Annotated in this window: 17 protein-coding genes, 1 pseudogene and 1 riboswitch; of the genes and pseudogenes, 13 read left to right on the top strand and 5 right to left on the bottom strand. The window is 69.8% G+C overall.

Annotation, left to right across the window (positions count from 1 at the left end):
* Positions 1–46: 46 nt before the first annotated feature.
* The 3 genes from FHX80_RS33345 to FHX80_RS33355 all read left to right on the top strand — a co-directional run bounded on the left by FHX80_RS33345 (position 47) and on the right by FHX80_RS33355 (position 2282).
* Positions 47–661, top strand: coding sequence for an ABC transporter ATP-binding protein (locus FHX80_RS33345; protein WP_145768217.1), 615 nt, complete (start codon positions 47–49; stop codon positions 659–661).
* Entirely contained in the window at positions 658–1422 is a 765-nt protein-coding gene (locus tag FHX80_RS33350) for an ABC transporter permease (protein ID WP_244318761.1), read from the top strand. Before FHX80_RS33345 ends, FHX80_RS33350 begins: the two co-directional genes overlap by 4 nt.
* 296 nt (positions 1423–1718) lie before the next feature.
* Positions 1719–2282: a hypothetical protein gene (locus FHX80_RS33355; protein WP_145768218.1), complete on the top strand. Its 564-nt coding sequence runs from the start codon at positions 1719–1721 to the stop codon at positions 2280–2282.
* Here FHX80_RS33355 and FHX80_RS35025 read toward each other — a convergent pair.
* A complete protein-coding gene (locus FHX80_RS35025) occupies positions 2255–2563 on the bottom strand; it encodes a hypothetical protein (protein ID WP_167523818.1) in 309 nt (102 codons plus the stop codon). The genes FHX80_RS33355 and FHX80_RS35025 overlap by 28 nt on opposite strands.
* Before the next feature lie 477 nt (positions 2564–3040).
* Here FHX80_RS35025 and tatA point away from each other — a divergent pair, with 477 nt between their 5' ends.
* Together tatA and FHX80_RS33370 are read left to right on the top strand one after the other, a co-directional pair.
* Complete coding sequence (gene tatA / locus FHX80_RS33365) at positions 3041–3322, top strand: Sec-independent protein translocase subunit TatA (RefSeq protein WP_145768219.1); 282 nt, start codon at positions 3041–3043, stop codon at positions 3320–3322.
* Between the two features lie 380 nt (positions 3323–3702).
* Positions 3703–4281 carry a TerD family protein gene (locus FHX80_RS33370; protein WP_145768220.1) on the top strand — a complete coding sequence of 193 codons (579 nt, stop codon included), beginning with the start codon at positions 3703–3705 and terminating at the stop codon, positions 4279–4281.
* Between the two features lie 154 nt (positions 4282–4435).
* On the opposite strand, the gene FHX80_RS36265 is transcribed toward FHX80_RS33370, so the two are convergent.
* Entirely contained in the window at positions 4436–6061 is a 1626-nt protein-coding gene (locus FHX80_RS36265; RefSeq protein ID WP_244318762.1) for a hypothetical protein, read from the bottom strand.
* 67 nt (positions 6062–6128) lie between these two features.
* On the opposite strand from FHX80_RS36265, the pseudogene FHX80_RS33385 reads away from it, so the two are divergent.
* Positions 6129–6296: pseudogene (locus tag FHX80_RS33385) on the top strand (cobalt ABC transporter ATP-binding protein); the annotation flags it as partial.
* A gap of 110 nt (positions 6297–6406) precedes the next feature.
* Here FHX80_RS33385 and metE read toward each other — a convergent pair.
* Entirely contained in the window at positions 6407–8725 is a 2319-nt protein-coding gene (gene metE / locus FHX80_RS33390) for a 5-methyltetrahydropteroyltriglutamate--homocysteine S-methyltransferase (RefSeq protein WP_145768221.1), read from the bottom strand.
* Positions 8726–8888: 163 nt separating this feature from the next.
* Positions 8889–9104, bottom strand: a riboswitch (cobalamin riboswitch).
* Positions 9105–9594: 490 nt separating this feature from the next.
* Here metE and FHX80_RS33395 point away from each other — a divergent pair.
* The 4 genes from FHX80_RS33395 to FHX80_RS33410 all read left to right on the top strand — a co-directional run bounded on the left by FHX80_RS33395 (position 9595) and on the right by FHX80_RS33410 (position 11738).
* Positions 9595–9843 (top strand): hypothetical protein, encoded by a 249-nt coding sequence (locus tag FHX80_RS33395; RefSeq protein WP_145768222.1) that lies wholly within the window; start codon positions 9595–9597, stop codon positions 9841–9843.
* A gap of 185 nt (positions 9844–10028) precedes the next feature.
* Positions 10029–10442, top strand: coding sequence for a YciI family protein (locus FHX80_RS33400; protein WP_145768223.1), 414 nt, complete (start codon positions 10029–10031; stop codon positions 10440–10442).
* A 197-nt stretch (positions 10443–10639) separates the two neighbouring features.
* Positions 10640–11197, top strand: coding sequence for a YceI family protein (locus FHX80_RS33405; RefSeq protein WP_145768224.1), 558 nt, complete (start codon positions 10640–10642; stop codon positions 11195–11197).
* Between the two features lie 97 nt (positions 11198–11294).
* Positions 11295–11738, top strand: coding sequence for an ester cyclase (locus FHX80_RS33410; protein ID WP_145768225.1), 444 nt, complete (start codon positions 11295–11297; stop codon positions 11736–11738).
* Between the two features lie 36 nt (positions 11739–11774).
* Here the strand turns inward: FHX80_RS33410 and FHX80_RS33415 are convergent, their stop codons facing one another.
* Complete coding sequence (locus FHX80_RS33415) at positions 11775–12203, bottom strand: pyridoxamine 5'-phosphate oxidase family protein (protein ID WP_145768226.1); 429 nt, start codon at positions 12201–12203, stop codon at positions 11775–11777.
* A 522-nt stretch (positions 12204–12725) separates the two neighbouring features.
* Here FHX80_RS33415 and FHX80_RS33420 point away from each other — a divergent pair.
* Positions 12726–13172 carry a helix-turn-helix transcriptional regulator gene (locus FHX80_RS33420; protein ID WP_145768227.1) on the top strand — a complete coding sequence of 149 codons (447 nt, stop codon included), beginning with the start codon at positions 12726–12728 and terminating at the stop codon, positions 13170–13172.
* A gap of 87 nt (positions 13173–13259) precedes the next feature.
* Here the strand turns inward: FHX80_RS33420 and FHX80_RS33425 are convergent, their stop codons facing one another.
* A complete protein-coding gene (locus tag FHX80_RS33425) occupies positions 13260–13889 on the bottom strand; it encodes a TetR family transcriptional regulator (protein WP_145768228.1) in 630 nt (209 codons plus the stop codon).
* Between the two features lie 131 nt (positions 13890–14020).
* Here FHX80_RS33425 and FHX80_RS33430 point away from each other — a divergent pair, with 131 nt between their 5' ends.
* Together FHX80_RS33430 and FHX80_RS33435 are read left to right on the top strand one after the other, a co-directional pair.
* Positions 14021–14866, top strand: coding sequence for a class I SAM-dependent methyltransferase (locus FHX80_RS33430; protein ID WP_145768229.1), 846 nt, complete (start codon positions 14021–14023; stop codon positions 14864–14866).
* 228 nt (positions 14867–15094) lie between these two features.
* Positions 15095–15547 (top strand): flavodoxin family protein, encoded by a 453-nt coding sequence (locus tag FHX80_RS33435; RefSeq protein ID WP_145768230.1) that lies wholly within the window; start codon positions 15095–15097, stop codon positions 15545–15547.
* Positions 15548–15689: the final 142 nt, after the last annotated feature.

Here is a 15689-nt window from a genome sequence, read left to right on the forward strand (position 1 = left end):
ACGGTTCCGCGGTCATCAGCCAGACCCGGCATGACGGAGCGACACGATGGACGTCACAGATGTGCACCACTCCTACCAGCGGCACACCGTTCTCCGGGGCGTCGACCTTCGGCTACGGCCCGGCACCCTCGCCGGAATCGTCGGGGAGAACGGCTCCGGCAAGACGACCCTGTTGAAGATCGTCTCCGGTGAACTCAAGCCGGACCGCGGCTCGGTGCGTCACCACGGCAGGTTCGGCTACTGCCCGCAGTCCGTGGTTCTGGACGACTCCTTCACCGTCCGTCAGCACCTCGACTTCTTCAAGAGCGCGTTCGGGCTCCCGGACCTGCGGCGGGCCGAGGAGGTGATGGAGGTCCTGGGCTTCACCGAGTACCTCGACCGGCGTGCGGGCCTGCTCAGCGGGGGCTCGCGACAGAAGCTGAATCTGACCCTGGCGCTCATGCACGATCCGGACGTTCTGCTGCTGGACGAGCCCTACCAGGGTTTCGACTGGGAGACGTATCTGCGCTTCTGGGAGCTGGCGACCAGGCTGCGCGACGCCGGGCGCTCGGTGCTGGTCGTCTCCCACCTCGCGTACGACATCAACCGGCTCGACCTGCTCTGGCGCCTGGAGAACGGGCGCCTCCACCGCCAGGAACCGCGTGCGGAGGCGGTGGCATGAGGCGGCACTGGTCCCTGTTCACCACGGCATCGCGGTACGCGTTGATCGGGCACACCCGCAACCGGTTCGCGATGCTGCTGGTGGTCGTGTACATCCCCGTATGGATCGCCCTCGCCTATGTGACCATTCCCGATCAGCCCGCCCCGTTCCGGCTGCGCGCCACCGGCGAGGTCCTGTCCCCGCCCGGCAACCACCTGACCCAGATCACCGGTGCGCTGAACGCGGTCACGCTGATTGCCGGATTCATGATGTTCGCGGCCACCTTCACGGGAGGCGCTTTCGACCGCCGGCTCGCGATGGCGGGCTACCCCCGGTATCACCTCGTCCTCGCCAAGCTTTCCGCGCTCACGCTGGTCTGTGCCGCCGTCGCCGTGTACGCCACGGCCGCGGTCGGATTCACCTGGCCGCCGCGACGGCCCGTCCTGCTCACCGCCGCGCTGTTCTGCGCGGCGCTGACCTACGGCGCGCTCGGCGTGGTCTTCGGATCGGTACTCCGCCGGGAGGTGGAGGGCATGTTCGCCATCCTGATGATCAGCATCCTGGATGTCGCCCTGCAGAACCCCCTCTCCAGTTCCGGGTCGGACAGCGCCGTCGTGCGCTTCCTGCCGACGTACGGAGCTGTGCAGGCCGGCATGTCGGCGGCCTTCTCCGACGCGTCGGCCGTCCAGGGCCTCGTGATCCAGTGCCTCTGGCTCGTCGGCGCCGCGTCGGCCGGGTTCCTGGTCTTCCGCCGGCGCACCGGAAACGCGCTCCCGCCGTAACGGCGGCCATGGATTCCGGCTCCCACCGGGCGTGAAGCGGCCCGAGGGCACCCACTCGCCCCTGCCTTCAGCAGAGCCCGGTTCGTCCGCGGAGCGCGTACGGCCCACGTGAACGCCGGACCGCCGGTCGCGCTGCGGATCTTCCCGTCGCACGGACGGCCGACGCCCTTGTGTGCCACCGGCTGTCCCGCCGATGGGAGCCGTGACCCCGGCGGTGCGGTGATCGTTCAGTAGCCGTCAGGCGCTGATGCGGTGCCTGGACCAATACACCCTCCCGTGCAAGGAGCACTTCCGCCATGAGTCTTTCGCGTACCGTCCAGCGCACCGTCCTCACCACGGCTCTCCTGTCCGTCTCCGTACTGGCCGTTCCCTCCACCGCGCTGGCCGTTCCCTCCCGCGTACAGGCCGTTCCCTCCGTCGCAAAGGCGGCCCCGCTGCCGCCCGCGTGTCAGGAGGCGCTGCTCGAAACCTTTGACAAGTTCCCCGTCGTGGACTTCACGGTCCCCGACAAGGTCAAGAACACCATGCTGGGCGAAGTGCTGGGTCTGAGCGAAGCCGACCAGGCGGCCTTCACCGAGGTGGCGTGCGCGGCCTGGAACACCTGGGCGACCGAGAACGGCAAGGCGGTCGCCACGGACCTGGACACCCGCTACCGGAACGCCGCCGGGCCCGTGTGCAACAAGTTCGCCAAGTCCTCGATCGCGACGATCAAGAAGTACGCCCCGAACGTCCCCGCCGCGACCCGTGAGCTGGAGGCGCTGGCCAAGAAGGTCTGGATGCACTCCATGGAGAAGCTGGCAGCGGAGGCCACCAACGCCGACTGCCGTGCGGCCTACAACGGGGTGAAGGCCGGCTGGTAGCGGAACACCGGGCGGGCGCGGCGATCGGTGTCGGGCCCGGCTTCGGACAGACGGGAAGCGGGCGGATCCAGGCACTTCACACACGATCGCGTCCCGGCGGGCTCGGCGCCGCCCGCTCCGCACGGACCTTCGTCGACGAGGCAATCGCCCTGGGGGTGCTCGGCGGTGAGTACACCGTGCTTGATCCGGCCGACGCCCAGCGCGGCCTGGAGCGCCTTGGGAAACCCGTCGCCGAGGGGGACACAGGCGGACGGCATCATCGAGCCCCTGGCGTTGCGCATCGGCCGGGGGTGTGCACGGCGGCGACGCTTCTCGACGTCGACAGCATCGTCTTCGGCGGACCGACCTGGCATGTGCTCGGCGACCGTCTCCTGGCCACCATCGAGCCGATGGTGGCCAGGTCCCTGTTCGTCAGATCGGCCCACGCCACGACCGTCGCCTCCACCACACTGGGCGAGAACGTGTCCGCGATCGGGGCGGAGGCCGAGTTGAACATGGCACTGGACCGCGGTCGGCTCCAACCGACGTCGGGCAGTTTGCAGCGGAGCATGTCGACATGGGTCTGGCGGGGAAAGGACACATTGACGGCGTGCTTGCCATCGGCGTGCACGTACAACGGCCTCATCCGTCCGGTTCATCCAGAGGGGCGACTGCCCTGCCTTAGAGTTGTACAGTTGCGCAATCTGGCAACTTTAAAGGCGAGTGTGGCCACCAAGGCCTGCGCGCTGGAACGAGCGAGAGAAAGGGCGGGTTGACGCATGCTCCGCAACGGACTGGAACCCTGGCATCTGCTGGTCGTGGCGATCGTGATCATCATGCTGTTCGGGTCGAAGAAGCTCCCGGACGCCGCTCGCGGGCTGGGGAAGTCGATGCGAATCCTGAAGAGCGAGGTGAAGGCGATGAAGGAGGATGTCGCGACACCGGCCGCTGGACCCGAGTCCGCCCCCGCCGAAGAGGCGACGGCACGGACGATCCAGGCCGCCCCCGGCGATGCGACCTCGGCGCGCCCGGTCCCGGAGAGCGGCGCGGCGGCCCGCTGAGTTCGCGCCCGGCAGGGGTGTCGGGCGCCGGTCCCGTCGAAGCCGTGCCGCAGGGAGATCGCCCTGCATCCGGACGTTGCGGCGGCAGGCGTACGGCGCCTCCACTCGCGCACCAGTGGGCGGGGCGTGCGGTTCGCGAGGGCAGGTCAGTTGTGGCACCCTGGCCGGTCAGGGTGCAGCACTCCCGGCCGGGTGGTGACCCGCATCGGCAGTGTGCCGGCGTGGGCCCGTCGAGTACGCCGGAGTCCGGGCTGTTGCGTCGTCAGCGTTTATGGCGACACCTTAATTTTTGCTCAATCTGTGAAATATCATGAAATCTGTCACGCCGGAGCAGCCCACGGCGGGTTCGGCGTCACTTCACCTCAGGAGAAGCAGTACTCATGGGCGTCAGCCTCGCAAAGGGTCAGAACGTCGTCCTCAACCAGGACGGCACCCCGCTCGCGGATGTCTCCATCGGCTTGGGCTGGGACGCTCGGCCGGTCGGTGGTGCGGATTTCGACCTCGATGCGTCCGCGATCGTCTGCGGTCCGGAGATGAAGGTCATTTCCGACGAGCACTTCGTCTTCTACAACAACCTCACCAGCCCCGACGGCGCGGTGCGGCACACCGGAGACAACCTCACCGGTGACGGAGACGGTGACGACGAACAGATCCTCATCGACCTGGACGGCCTCGACGAGAAGGCCGGCCAGGTTGTCTTTGCCGTGTCCATTCACGACGCGGAGACGCGCGGCCAGAGCTTTGGCCAGGTCAGCGACGCCTTCATTCGGGTCGTGGACAACCTCACCGGCCGCGAGATGTGCCGCTACGAACTCTCGTACGACGCTGCCGGCGAGACCGCGATGGTCTTCGGAGCCCTCTACCGAAGGGGCGGTGAGTGGAAGTTCCGCGCCATCGGCCAGGGGTACGCGTCGGGCCTGGCCGGCATCGCCACCGACTACGGCGTGAACATCGGCTGACTCCGAGCGCCGGGACGGCCACGGAGCCTTGAGGCGGGCCGGCATCTGCGCTGGTTGTGCTCATGCCTGGCGTGTTGGCCGTGGCCGCCGCGCTCTTCCCGCATGGGCCGGGACGCGGAGGTTTGGGTTGCCGATCTCATGGACGCCCGATTCCTCAGGTGCTCAGCGGCTTTCGGGGCCCGCGGCCAGGACGCGGCGGGCGCCGCGTACCACCGCCTCGTCGATCATGCGGCCGGAGTCGTCCACGGCCACGCCCGAGTTGGCCTTCTCGAACCGTTCGATCAGTGCGCGGGCCCGCTCCAGCTCGGCAGCGCCCGGGGTGAACACGTCGTTGACGACCGGGATTTGCGTGGGGTGGATGCAGCTCCGGCGGCCGCCGAAGCCCAGGCGTTTGAGCGCGGCGGTGGACCGGTGCAGGGCGTCGAGGTCGCGGAAGTCCGTGCTCACCGGGCCCAGCGGCTGGGCCAGTCGGGCGGCCGCGCAGGCCCGCACGAGTTGGGTTCTGGGCCACAGCAACTCCCGCTGATCCGGGCCCGGTTCGATCCCCGTGTCGGCGCACAGGTCGGCTTCGCCTCACGAACTCGAAGTGGGCGTAGTCGTAGCGCTCGCCCTCGGGGGTCATGAGGAAGGAGCTCTGGTCGGCCGAGCGGCCGTGCAGGCCATGACTGCCGTAGAACATGAACACCTTGAACGAGGTGACCCCGTGCTCGCCGACCAGCGCCGGGATCTCGGCGATGTGGCCCTTGGACATGGGGGCGAGGTGGTAGGCGTAGTCCACGTGGGCGCGGCCCTCGGTCAGCTCCAGCACCCCGGGGAAGAAGTCGGCGTACGCGCCGCCCTTGTCGAGGTCGTACTGCCCGGTGCGCATGTAGCTCAGGGCGGACGTGACGCCGCCCTGGGCGCAGGCCCGGCTCTCGCTCTCGGCGTCCTGGTCGAGCGGGTTGTAGATGCCCCAGTGCTGGTGGGCGTCGACGACGCCGGGGAAGGCCAGCTTCCCCTCGCCGTCGACCACCCGGGCCGCGCCGGTGGCGTCGATGCCGGGGGCGACCGCGGCGATCTTCCCGTCGAGGACGGCGATGTCCGCTGCCTGCGGTTCGTCCTGTTCGTCGGTGACGACACGGACGTTCTTCACCACGAGGTCGTACTCAGCCATGATGGCCTCCTCCACAGTCTTCAGCTCGGCCAAGGGGCGGAGCAGATCTTGGATACGGTCGAGTGCGCCGAGGTTCAGGCCCCGGTCCATCACGAGGTCGATGTCGGTACCGGACAGCCGGCCGACGGCGTTGTCGCGGAACGGCAGGGCGAGTTCGGCGTCCGACAGGGGGCGGTCGGGGCCGCCGCGGTTGCTGAGCACCTCCTGCCGCCAGACGCGGCCGTCGATGTCGTGGGCGGTGAGCACCGCGGGGAACTGCTCGGGGAAGATGCCGGTGGCCGTGTCGTCGGCGACGACCTCGACCTTGGCCATGAGCTCCCGCCGGGCCGGGTCCCGGGCGAGTTCGTCGGTGAAGTCGTCGAGCCCGAGGCCGAGTCCGCGCCCCCCGCCGAGAAGCCCGGCGGCGACCATGTAGGGGCCGGAGAACTGGGCCTGATAGCCCGTCTCGGGGGCACGTTTGCGCTCGATCGGCTGGCCGATCGTGCGGATCACCGGGGCCGGCACGCCGAGTACCAGCCGCTCCACGCGCGCCGGGTCCAGACCCTGTTCGCGCAGCGCCATGGCGGCGTCGGCGGCCGTGTGGGTGAAGTGGTTGGCCGGGTACGGCTTGAAGAAGATACCGGGCACGGCCCACTCGGTGCCGAGCCCGTCGGTGATGGCCGCCGGGTCGTAGATGCCGTGCAGGAATGCCGTGGAACTCGCCTACGCCGCAGAGCAGTTGGCGATCTTACCCACGGTCAGGCGTAAGCGCGTCGAGGAGACCCTCGACCTGCTGGGTCTCGCCGACCTCCGCCACCGTGCCCTGCACGAACTGTCCGGGGGCCGGCAGCAGCGCGTGGCCATCGGCTCGGTCCAGTCCGCGGTCCGATTCACACCCTCCGTACCGGCGGCTTCCGACCGGCAGTGAAGGCCGGACGGGCGGTGGCGCGCTGCGCGCCCCGCCCGTCCGGTCACTTTACGGTCACTTCTCGGTCAGGAGGTGGGTAGTTCGCCGCGGACGGTTCGGGCCGCGGTGACCAGGTTCTCCAGAGACGCCTTGGTCTCGGGCCAGCCGCGGGTCTTCAGACCGCAGTCGGGGTTGACCCACAGCCGTTCGGCCGGAATGGCCTTAAGCCCCGTGCGGAGCAGAGCGGCGATCTCGTCGGTATCGGGTACGCGCGGGGAGTGGATGTCGTACACACCGGGGCCCGCTTCGCGCGGGTAGCCGTGTGCGGCGAGTTCGCGCGCGACCTGCATGTGGGAGCGGGCGGCTTCCAGGCTGATGACGTCAGCGTCCAGGTCGTCGATGGCCTGGACGATGTCGCCGAACTCGGCGTAGCACATGTGGGTGTGGATCTGGGTGTCCGCACGCACTCCGCTGGTGGTGAGCCGGAACGACTCGGTGGCCCAGTCCAGGTACGCGGCGTGGTCCGCCGCGCGCAGGGGCAGGGTCTCGCGCAGCGCGGGTTCGTCGACCTGGATGACCGATGTGCCGGCGGCCTCCAGGTCGTCCACCTCGTCCCGCAGAGCGAGGGCGACCTGCCGGGCGGTGTCGCCGAGCGGCTGGTCATCACGGACGAAGGACCAGGCCAGCATGGTGACGGGCCCGGTCAGCATGCCCTTGACCGGGCGACCGGTGAGCGACTGGGCGTACGAGGTCCAGCGCACCGTCATCGCTTCGGGGCGGGAGATGTCGCCGGCCAGCACCGGCGGACGGACGTAGCGGGTGCCGTAGGACTGGACCCAGCCGTGCCGGGTGGCGAGGTAGCCGGTGAGCTGCTCCGCGAAGTACTGCACCATGTCGTTGCGCTCGGGCTCACCGTGCACCAGGACGTCGATGCCGGTCTTCTCCTGGAAGGAGATGACCTCGCCGATCTCGTCCCTGATCCGCTCTTCGTAGCCGGCCGTGTCGATCCGGCCCGTGCGCAGGTCGGCGCGGGCCGTGCGCAGTTCGGCGGTCTGCGGGAACGAACCGATGGTGGTCGTCGGCAGCAACGGCAGCCCGAGGTGGGCGCGTTGGGCTGCGGCACGCTCGGTGTACGGCCGGGAGCGACGGCCGTCGGCGTCGGTGACGGCCGCGGTCCTGGCCCGTACGGAGGGGTCGCGGGTGATCGGGGAGTTCCTGCGGGAGGCGAGGACTGCGCGGTTCGCGGCGATCTCGGCGGCGACGGCGCCGGTGCCCAGGGCCAGCCCCTTGGCCAGCGTGACGACCTCGGCGGTCTTCTGCTCGGCGAAGGCCAGCCAGCGCAGGATCTGGGGGTCGATGTCCCTCTCGGGCGCCGTGTCGAGGGGGACGTGCAGCAGCGAGCAGGACGCGGCTACGTCGACGGTGTCCGCGAGGCCCAGGAGGGTCGCGAGGGTGGCCAGCGACTTCTCGTAGTCGTTGATCCAGATGTTGCGGCCGTTGACGACGCCCGCGACGAGCCGTTTGCCGGGCAGCCCGCCCGCGGTGGCGAGGTTTTCGAGGTTCGCGGCGGCCGCGCCGGTGAAGTCCAGTGCCAGACCCTCCACCGGGGCCTTGGCCAGGACGGGCAGGGCATCGCCGAACCGGTCGAAGTAGGAGGCGACGAGCAGCTTGGGCCGGTCGGTGAGGCCGCCGAGTTCACGGTAGGTCCGGGCCGCCGCGTTCAGCTCGGCCGCGGAACGGTCCTGGACCAACGCGGGCTCGTCGAGCTGCACCCACTCCGCGCCTGCGGCACGCAGATCGGCGAGCACCTTTCCGTAGACCGGCAGCAGCCGGTCCAGCAGGGTGAGCGGTTCGAAGTCGGCCGGCACTCCGGGGGCGGGCTTGGCCAGCAGGAGATAGGTCACGGGGCCGACGAGAACTGGCCGGGAGGTGTGCCCGAGCGCGAGGGCTTCCTTCAGCTCGGTGACCTGCTTGGCGGAATCGGCGGTGAATACGGTGTCCGGACCGAGTTCGGGGACGAGGTAGTGGTAGTTGGTGTCGAACCACTTGGTCATCTCCAGCGGCGCCACGTCCTGGGTGCCGCGGGCCATCGCGAAGTAGCCGTCGAGTGCGTCGGCATCGACAGCCGCGCGGTGGCGTCGGGGGACCGCGCCGACCATGACGCTGGTGTCCAGGACGTGGTCGTAGTACGAGAAGTCGCCGGTGGGCACCTCGTGAACCCCGGCGTCCGCCAGCCGCCTCCAACTGGACCGGCGCAGACCTGCCGCCGTTTCCCGGAGGGAGTCGGCGGTGACGCGTCCCTTCCAGTATCCCTCGATGGCCTTCTTCAGTTCCCGGTTCGGGCCCTGGCGGGGGTAGCCGTACACGGTGGCTCGTGCTGCCGCGGCTGCGGGCTTCGCTGTCACGGAAATCTCCTTCGCGAGATGACTCCTGAACATCCCGGGGACGGGACACGGACGCGAAGGGATGACGAACCGGACGGATCTCACGCACGCCATCGGCGCGGTCTTCCGTCTGGTATGTACGCCGACCCGCCCACGAGGTCACCGGGATATCCGCACACGAGGGGTCGTGTGCGGGCAACGGGCAGGTCTTCGGACTCGCGGGCAGGTCCGCCGAGGCGGACACCTACTGGCCGTCGCTTCCCAGATCCAACCGGATCCAGTGCGTATGACGGCGGTCGTTCCCACTCACCGCTGCGGGGCAGTCCCGGAATTCCACCGGGTTCCCTCTTACGACGCGTCTGTCTGGCGGACAGGGCGAACCAGCTGCACGGGCCAGGTTAGACGGTTGCCCACCGCCCGGGCACCGCTGTTCACATTCCGGAACGTGAAATGAGAATCGGGGACAGGCCGCCGCAAGCGCCTCATCCCTCGCGGGCCGACCGCGAGACGCGTCCGTCGACTCCGCATCCGGTGAGGCGGAGCAGTACCGTCGGTCGGGGCCGCGCCGACAACGAGCAGTGTTCCCGGACAGCGGATCACGTGGCGCCGGCCTGGGTACTCGGACAGACCCCTGGACCGGGGTGGGGCAACCCCACCGTGACCGCGGCCCGGAGGGCCTCGGGGAGGTGGCGGCACCGGGCCGCACATCGTTCGCGCCGAGCTACGTCCGTCGGCGCCGGCTCCGAGGCCGTCCAGGTCGTTCTCGGTGAGCGTGCTCCGCGCTCCTGTGGGACGAATGTATTGCCCCACCTGTGTACTGCCCCACCTGGAACAGGTTCACCCGAACACCTGCATCGGGCACACCCCCTGCGGGAGGAAGCGAGAACACCGTGAACGACCTTCACCCGGAAGACGCCGCGGACAGCGGGGCCCCGATTCCGAGGGACCTGCCCGATCAGCAGGCCACCGCCGACGAGGACCCCTGGGACGTGGTCGGCGGCTCGATGCAGTCGGCCGCCGACGAGCAGCCGGACCCGGAGATTCCCGACACGGACGAGGCCGGCACCGGCCGACGGGGTGCTCCGCACTCAGGCCATCACCATCCTGAGCACCCCGTGCCGGACGAACCGGCCGGCTGACCCCGCGCGACGCGGAAGTGGTGGAACCCGGACACGATCAGGATCTACGATCGCCTGCGCGCCCAGGCCAAGGGGACGTGCGGGCCGCTGCCCCTGCTCGACCGGAACCGGCGACCGCGTCGGTGTCCCCTGCGCCGCTGCTCGTTCGTTGTGAGGGTGAGAGCCCGCTGACTCCAGAGGCGGCGATGCAGTACGCCCTGCTGATCTACACCGAGCCCGGCCACGAGGAGACGCTGTCGGAGGTGGAACGTGAGGCGGCGTACGCCGAGTACCTGGCGCTGGCCGACGACCCGAGGTGTGTCGGCGCAGGGCAGTTGCAGTCCGCTGAGACGGCGACGAGCGTGCGTGTGGCCGGTGGCCGGACGCTGATGACCGACGGCCCGTTCGCGGACACCAAGGAAGTGCTCGGCGGCTTCTGTCTGATCGAGGCGGCCGACCTCGACGAAGCGATCGAGATGGCGTCGCGTGTTCCGGCTACCTCTGCCTCCACTCGACCCGCGGCGAGTTCTTGCGGCGTCTCGGCCGGGACGCCGAGGCCCGGGGCGCCTACCGCAGGGCGCTCGAACTGGCCACCTCGACCCCCGAGCGGCGGTTCCTGACCAGGCGGCTCGAAGATTTCCGACCCGGACTGTCCCCTGGGCGGGTGCGCGTTCGTCGCCTTGGCAGGAGGGTCATACAGGCGGTCGTGCCCGGGGCGGCCCGTGACGGTCGCGTCGCAGGGCCCGTCCATGGGCCGGCCACCGAGGTGTCCCCGCCCGCACCGCCCGGCAGCGGCATCACCACCATGGAGGAAGTCATGAGTTCCGCCCCCGCGACCGCCACGATCCCCGGCTATGTGGCCGGCACCTGGAAGGCGGACCCGGCGCACTCCGTACTCGCCTTCACCCTCCGGCAGTTCAGGGTCAGCACGGTGCGTGAACGGTTCACCGGCTTTGACGTCACGATCGTCACGAGCGAGGACCCCCGGGGCTCGTCGGTCGCCGCGATGATCGACGTCACGTCCCTCGACACCGGCAATGAGCGGCGTGACAGCCACCTGCGCTCCGCCGACCACTTCGACGTCGGCGAACACCCGACGATGAGCTACCGCTCCACGGGCATCCGCCGGACCGGCGACGGCTGGGTCGTCGACGGTGAGCTGACGTTCCGCGGAGTCACCCGGCAGGTGCCGCTGGCCGTCGAGCCGAACGGGTTCGGCCCCGGCCCCTCTGGCGGTCGGCGGGCCGACTTCTCCGCAACCGCGCAGATCAACCGGCGTGACTTCGGCATCCGCTTCCCGATGGACGGCGTCGGCGGCGTGATCGGGGAGAAGGTGTCGATCAGCCTCGGAATCGAGGCCGTCGCGCAGAAGTGACCTGCCCCCGGACACGACGCCGTACGCCGGCCGTCACGTCCCCGCCGCGACCAGCGGCAACCACCCGAACGTTCGCGTCGCCCCGAGGTGAAGCCACATGTCCACAGCCCGGTCAGCCAACAACAGAGCGTCGCTCAGCCGTCTGCATGAGGCCGTCAATGGCGGCGACGCGGAGCGCATCCAGAGGACGATCGACGAGTTGTTCGATCCGGACGTACTGATCCGCACACCCTTGCAGGTCCAAGCGACGGGGGCAGAAGCGCTGAAGGAGGTGTTCGTGACGCTCTGCAGGGCCTTCCCCGACCTTCACATCGAGGTCGAGGACATGATCGCCGAGGGGGACAGGCTCGTCTCCAGGAACACGGTCACCGGGACCCACCTGGGCGAGTACCTGGGCCTTCCGCCAACCGGAAGATCCGTCACCTACAACGAGATCTTCATCTTCCGCTTCGAGGGCGACAGGATCGCGGAGACCTGGGGGGTCGTCGACGTCCTCGCGCAGATGCGACAGCTCGGCGCGGCTCCCGGAGGCCCTTCATGATCACGGCGACGGACATCCCGGAGTCCCGCGCCCGCCTCAGAACTCGCCGAGGTCCGAACTGAGCCAGCGCTGCGGCCGCATGTGGATGATCACCTGTTCGCCGTGCTCCTTCAAGGCGAAGTCGACATATCCGTCGACCTTCTCGGCGGAGAGGTAGCGCGACGACATCTCGACCAGCCGTTCGCGTGTGGCCGGGACTGTCGAGATGACGGGGCCCTCGACCGATACGTATCGGACGGTCGGTGAGACACGGTCGACCATCAAGCAGAACCGGCCCGCCTCGGCAATCGACTTCCCCTTGCGGGAGTTGGGCCCCGTCATGATCCAGATGTCGCCGCCCGGCCGGTACTGGTACCAGATGGGGACCGTCAGCGGCGAACGGTCCCGCTCCGCCACGTTCACGGCCAGCGCCGCGACGTGCGGCTCCGCCAGAAACTGCTCGCGCTCTTCACGGGTCAAAGCCACGGGTGACTCCTTCGTGGTGGGTGTCGTGAGCTCTCGGTGCTGCATTATGCAATGTATATGCCGGATCAACCGTTGTGTCGCGGCTTGGACGAGTCGTGAATCGAACCCGGTGCTAGGGGGGCGGGCGAGGTCCGGTGCAGGGGATCAGCGGTGTGCGATGGGTCAGTGCGCTGAGGGGTGGATACCGCTGTTGGAGCGGCTGCGCGGCACGCTTGACGCCGAAAAGGGCCGGGTCGAGCTGGGGAGCCTGGCGGTGACCGATGCGGGCCTGGTGCTACCGAGCCCGGTCGGAGCAGGCCGGGCAACAGCCCTCGCCTGGGCCGAGCTGGGCGAGACGAAGGCCACCGACCTGGCGGCACTGCTGATACGCCCGCGCCACGCGAACGATCGCCGGGTCGGGATCCGCAATGCGAGGATCGTGCGCGACTTCGTCGAGGAGACCGGTCGCTGTCGGCTGAAGAGAGTGACAGGGCGGAGAGAGTCGGGCGCGGGCGGGAACCGGAGCGCAGGTACCCTCGTCCCATGGACGACCAGTACCTTGCCAATCTCGCGCACCTGCGAAGGGCCCGGGACCTGGTCGACCGCGAGTACGCGAAGCCGCTCGACGTGACAGCGATGGCTCGCCGTGCGCTGATGTCGCCGGGGCACTTCTCCCGGGCGTTCCGGGCGGCCTACGGTGAGACGCCGTACAGCTACCTCATGACCCGGCGGGTTGAGCGGGCGATGGCGCTGTTGCGCTCGGGCACGAGTGTGACCGACGCGTGTATGACGGTCGGCTGTACCTCCCTCGGCTCATTCAGTACGAGGTTCACCGAGCTCGTGGGGATGACGCCGAGCGCGTACCGGGCCGGAGACCACAGTGCTCTGCGGGCGATGCCCGCATGCCTGGCCAAGGCGCACACCCGGCCGATCAAGGACCAACCGGTCGGGATCGGTGAAGCGGCCCCCACGGGTACTGCCAACGGTTAGTGCTGTGACCGCTTCGCGCTGCTTCGTTCGCGCCACGTCCTGACATCCCGCGAACGGGAAGCAGGACCGCGGCGGGCGTACCGGCGGCTACTCCGTTGCGGAGTTCGCCGAGGCGCTGTCGGGGACTGACCCGGCAGCCCCCGCGAGCATGGCGATCAGCCTCTGAACCTGCTCCCCGGGGTCCGGGGCGCCGGACCAGCCCGTCATCAAGAGGTGATGGGCGGTTCCCACCAAGGCGAGCGCGACCGCCGCCGTGTCGGTGTCCGCCGCCAGGCGGCCGAGGCGCTGTTCGGCGTCCAGATATCGGGTGATCGACTCCTGGATCGACGAGAATCCCGGTGCCCCTGCCTCCAGCGCCCGGCGTACCCGCAGGGAAGTGGCGGGGCGAGTCATGGCCAGGCCCGCGATGGTCGGACCGCCGGAGGCCAGTAGCGCGAGCGTGACGGCGCCGAGATTCCCGGCCACCGTGCCCTCGCCCGCCCGTCCGGGGAGCGCCTCGGCCTCCCGTGCGGTGTGCGCGAACCGGTCCAGCACCAGATCGGCGACGAACTCGTCCAGGCCGGCGAAATGGGCGTGCAGCACCCCCTTGGCGCAACCCGCCTCGCCGGTGATCGCCCTGCTGGTCAGGGCGCCCGGGCCCTCACGGGCCAGCACCCGCTCCGCGGCGGCGAACAGCCGCTCCCGAACGTCCGGCATGGCCACTCCGCGCGGTGACATGAGGCTCCTCCCGATGTGATGTCGCGGCCCGCTCCGACAACGCTGGCCTTGCCAGTATGGGCGCACGCCCATACTGTATGGGCATACGCCCATCATAGGTCTGGCGTCCGGTACCCAGGAGGAGGCACCCCATGCTCGACATCGCCAACACCGATCAGGCGCACGCGTGGAACGGTTACGAAGGCACGTACTGGGCGCGCAATCAGGACCGCTGGGACGCCGTGAACGGGGGCCTCAACGAACCGCTGCTCGCCGCCGCCGCGATCGGTGAGCGCGACCACGTGCTCGACGTCGGCTGCGGCGCCGGGAAGACGTCACGGCTGGCCGCACAGCGAGCGGCCCGCGGGCGGGTACTGGGGGTCGACCTGTCGGTCCCCATGCTGGAGCGCGCCCGCGTGACGGCGGCGCGGGAGGGCGCCGACAACGCGACGTTCGAGCACGCGGACGCCCAGGTCCACCCCTTCGAACCCGCCGCTTTCGACGTGGCGATCAGCCGCTTCGGAGTGATGTTCTTCGGCGACCCCGTCGAAGCGTTCGCCAATATCGGCCGCGCCCTGCGTCCCGGAGGCCGGCTGGCATTCATCTGCGCCGCGGACGCCGGGGGCAACGAGTGGATCCAGGCCATGGCCGTGCTGCGGGACCACCTGCCTCTCGGGGACTTCGGGGCGGCAGGAGGCCCGGGGATGTTCTCCCTGGCGGATCCGGACCACATCCGCGCGGTGCTGTCCTCGGCGGGGTTCGTGGACGCCGACCCGGTGAGTGTGGAGGCGTACGGGCACTGGGGGCGGGACGCCGAGGACGCCGCGGACTTCCTGCTGGACTCCGGTCCCGGACGCCATCTGACGGGTCAGGTGGACCAGGAAACCCGCGGCCGCGCCCGCGAGGCGCTCGTGAACCGCCTGCGCGACCACGAGGAGCCGGACCGCGTCCGGCTGCGCAGCACCGGTTGGCTGGTCACCGCGAGCCGCCCGGCGTGATCGTGCTCGGCTGACGAGCCGGAACCCGTGCCTGCGCCCGGCGGGCCGGAACCGGTGCCTGCGCCCGGCGGGCCGGAGGCGGCGCTCGTGCCCCGCGTATCTGTGCCTGGGCTCTTGCCCAGCGATCGAAGGCAGGGCTTGCGCGCGGCGGTTGAGCGCCCGCAGGGCGGTCGGTGCGTGAGGTGCCTGGCTTGCGGCCGTGCGGCGGGGGCGGCAGGGTTCGGGGGTGTGGCCACTCTACTGATCGTGCATCACACGCCCTCGCCGAACTGCCAGGCGCTGTTCGAAGCCGTTGTCTCCGGTGCGACCGCGGACGGGATCGAGGGCGTCCGGGTCGTGCGGCGCGCGGCGCTCGAAGCGACGGCGTCCGACGTGCTCGCCGCCGACGGCTGTCTGCTCGGCACCCCGGCCAACCTCGGCTACATGTCCGGTGCCCTCAAGCACTTCTTCGACCAGGTCTACTACCCCTGCCTGGATGCGACGCGCGGCAGGCCCTTCGGGTACTACGTGCACGGTGGCAACGACGTGACCGGGGCCGTACGGGCCATGGAGTCGATCACGACAGGGCTGGGTTGGCGGCGGGCGGCGGAAGCCGTGACGGTGACCGGTGAGCCGGGCAAGGCCGATATCGAGGCGTGCTGGGAGCTGGGGGCCACGCTCGCGAGCGGCCTGATGGACTGAGCCTCCCGTCACCTCGGTGCGTCTCGGGTCACCTTCGGGCATCTCGGACGACCTTGTAGGTCCCACGCCGCCCCGTTCCCGGCCGAGGGCGCCGTCCTCATGCCAGTGAGGTGCGACGATGCCGCCCACGTGTCCCGGGACG

The sequence above is a fragment of the Streptomyces brevispora genome, assembly GCF_007829885.1.
Lineage (GTDB): Bacteria > Actinomycetota > Actinomycetes > Streptomycetales > Streptomycetaceae > Streptomyces > Streptomyces brevispora.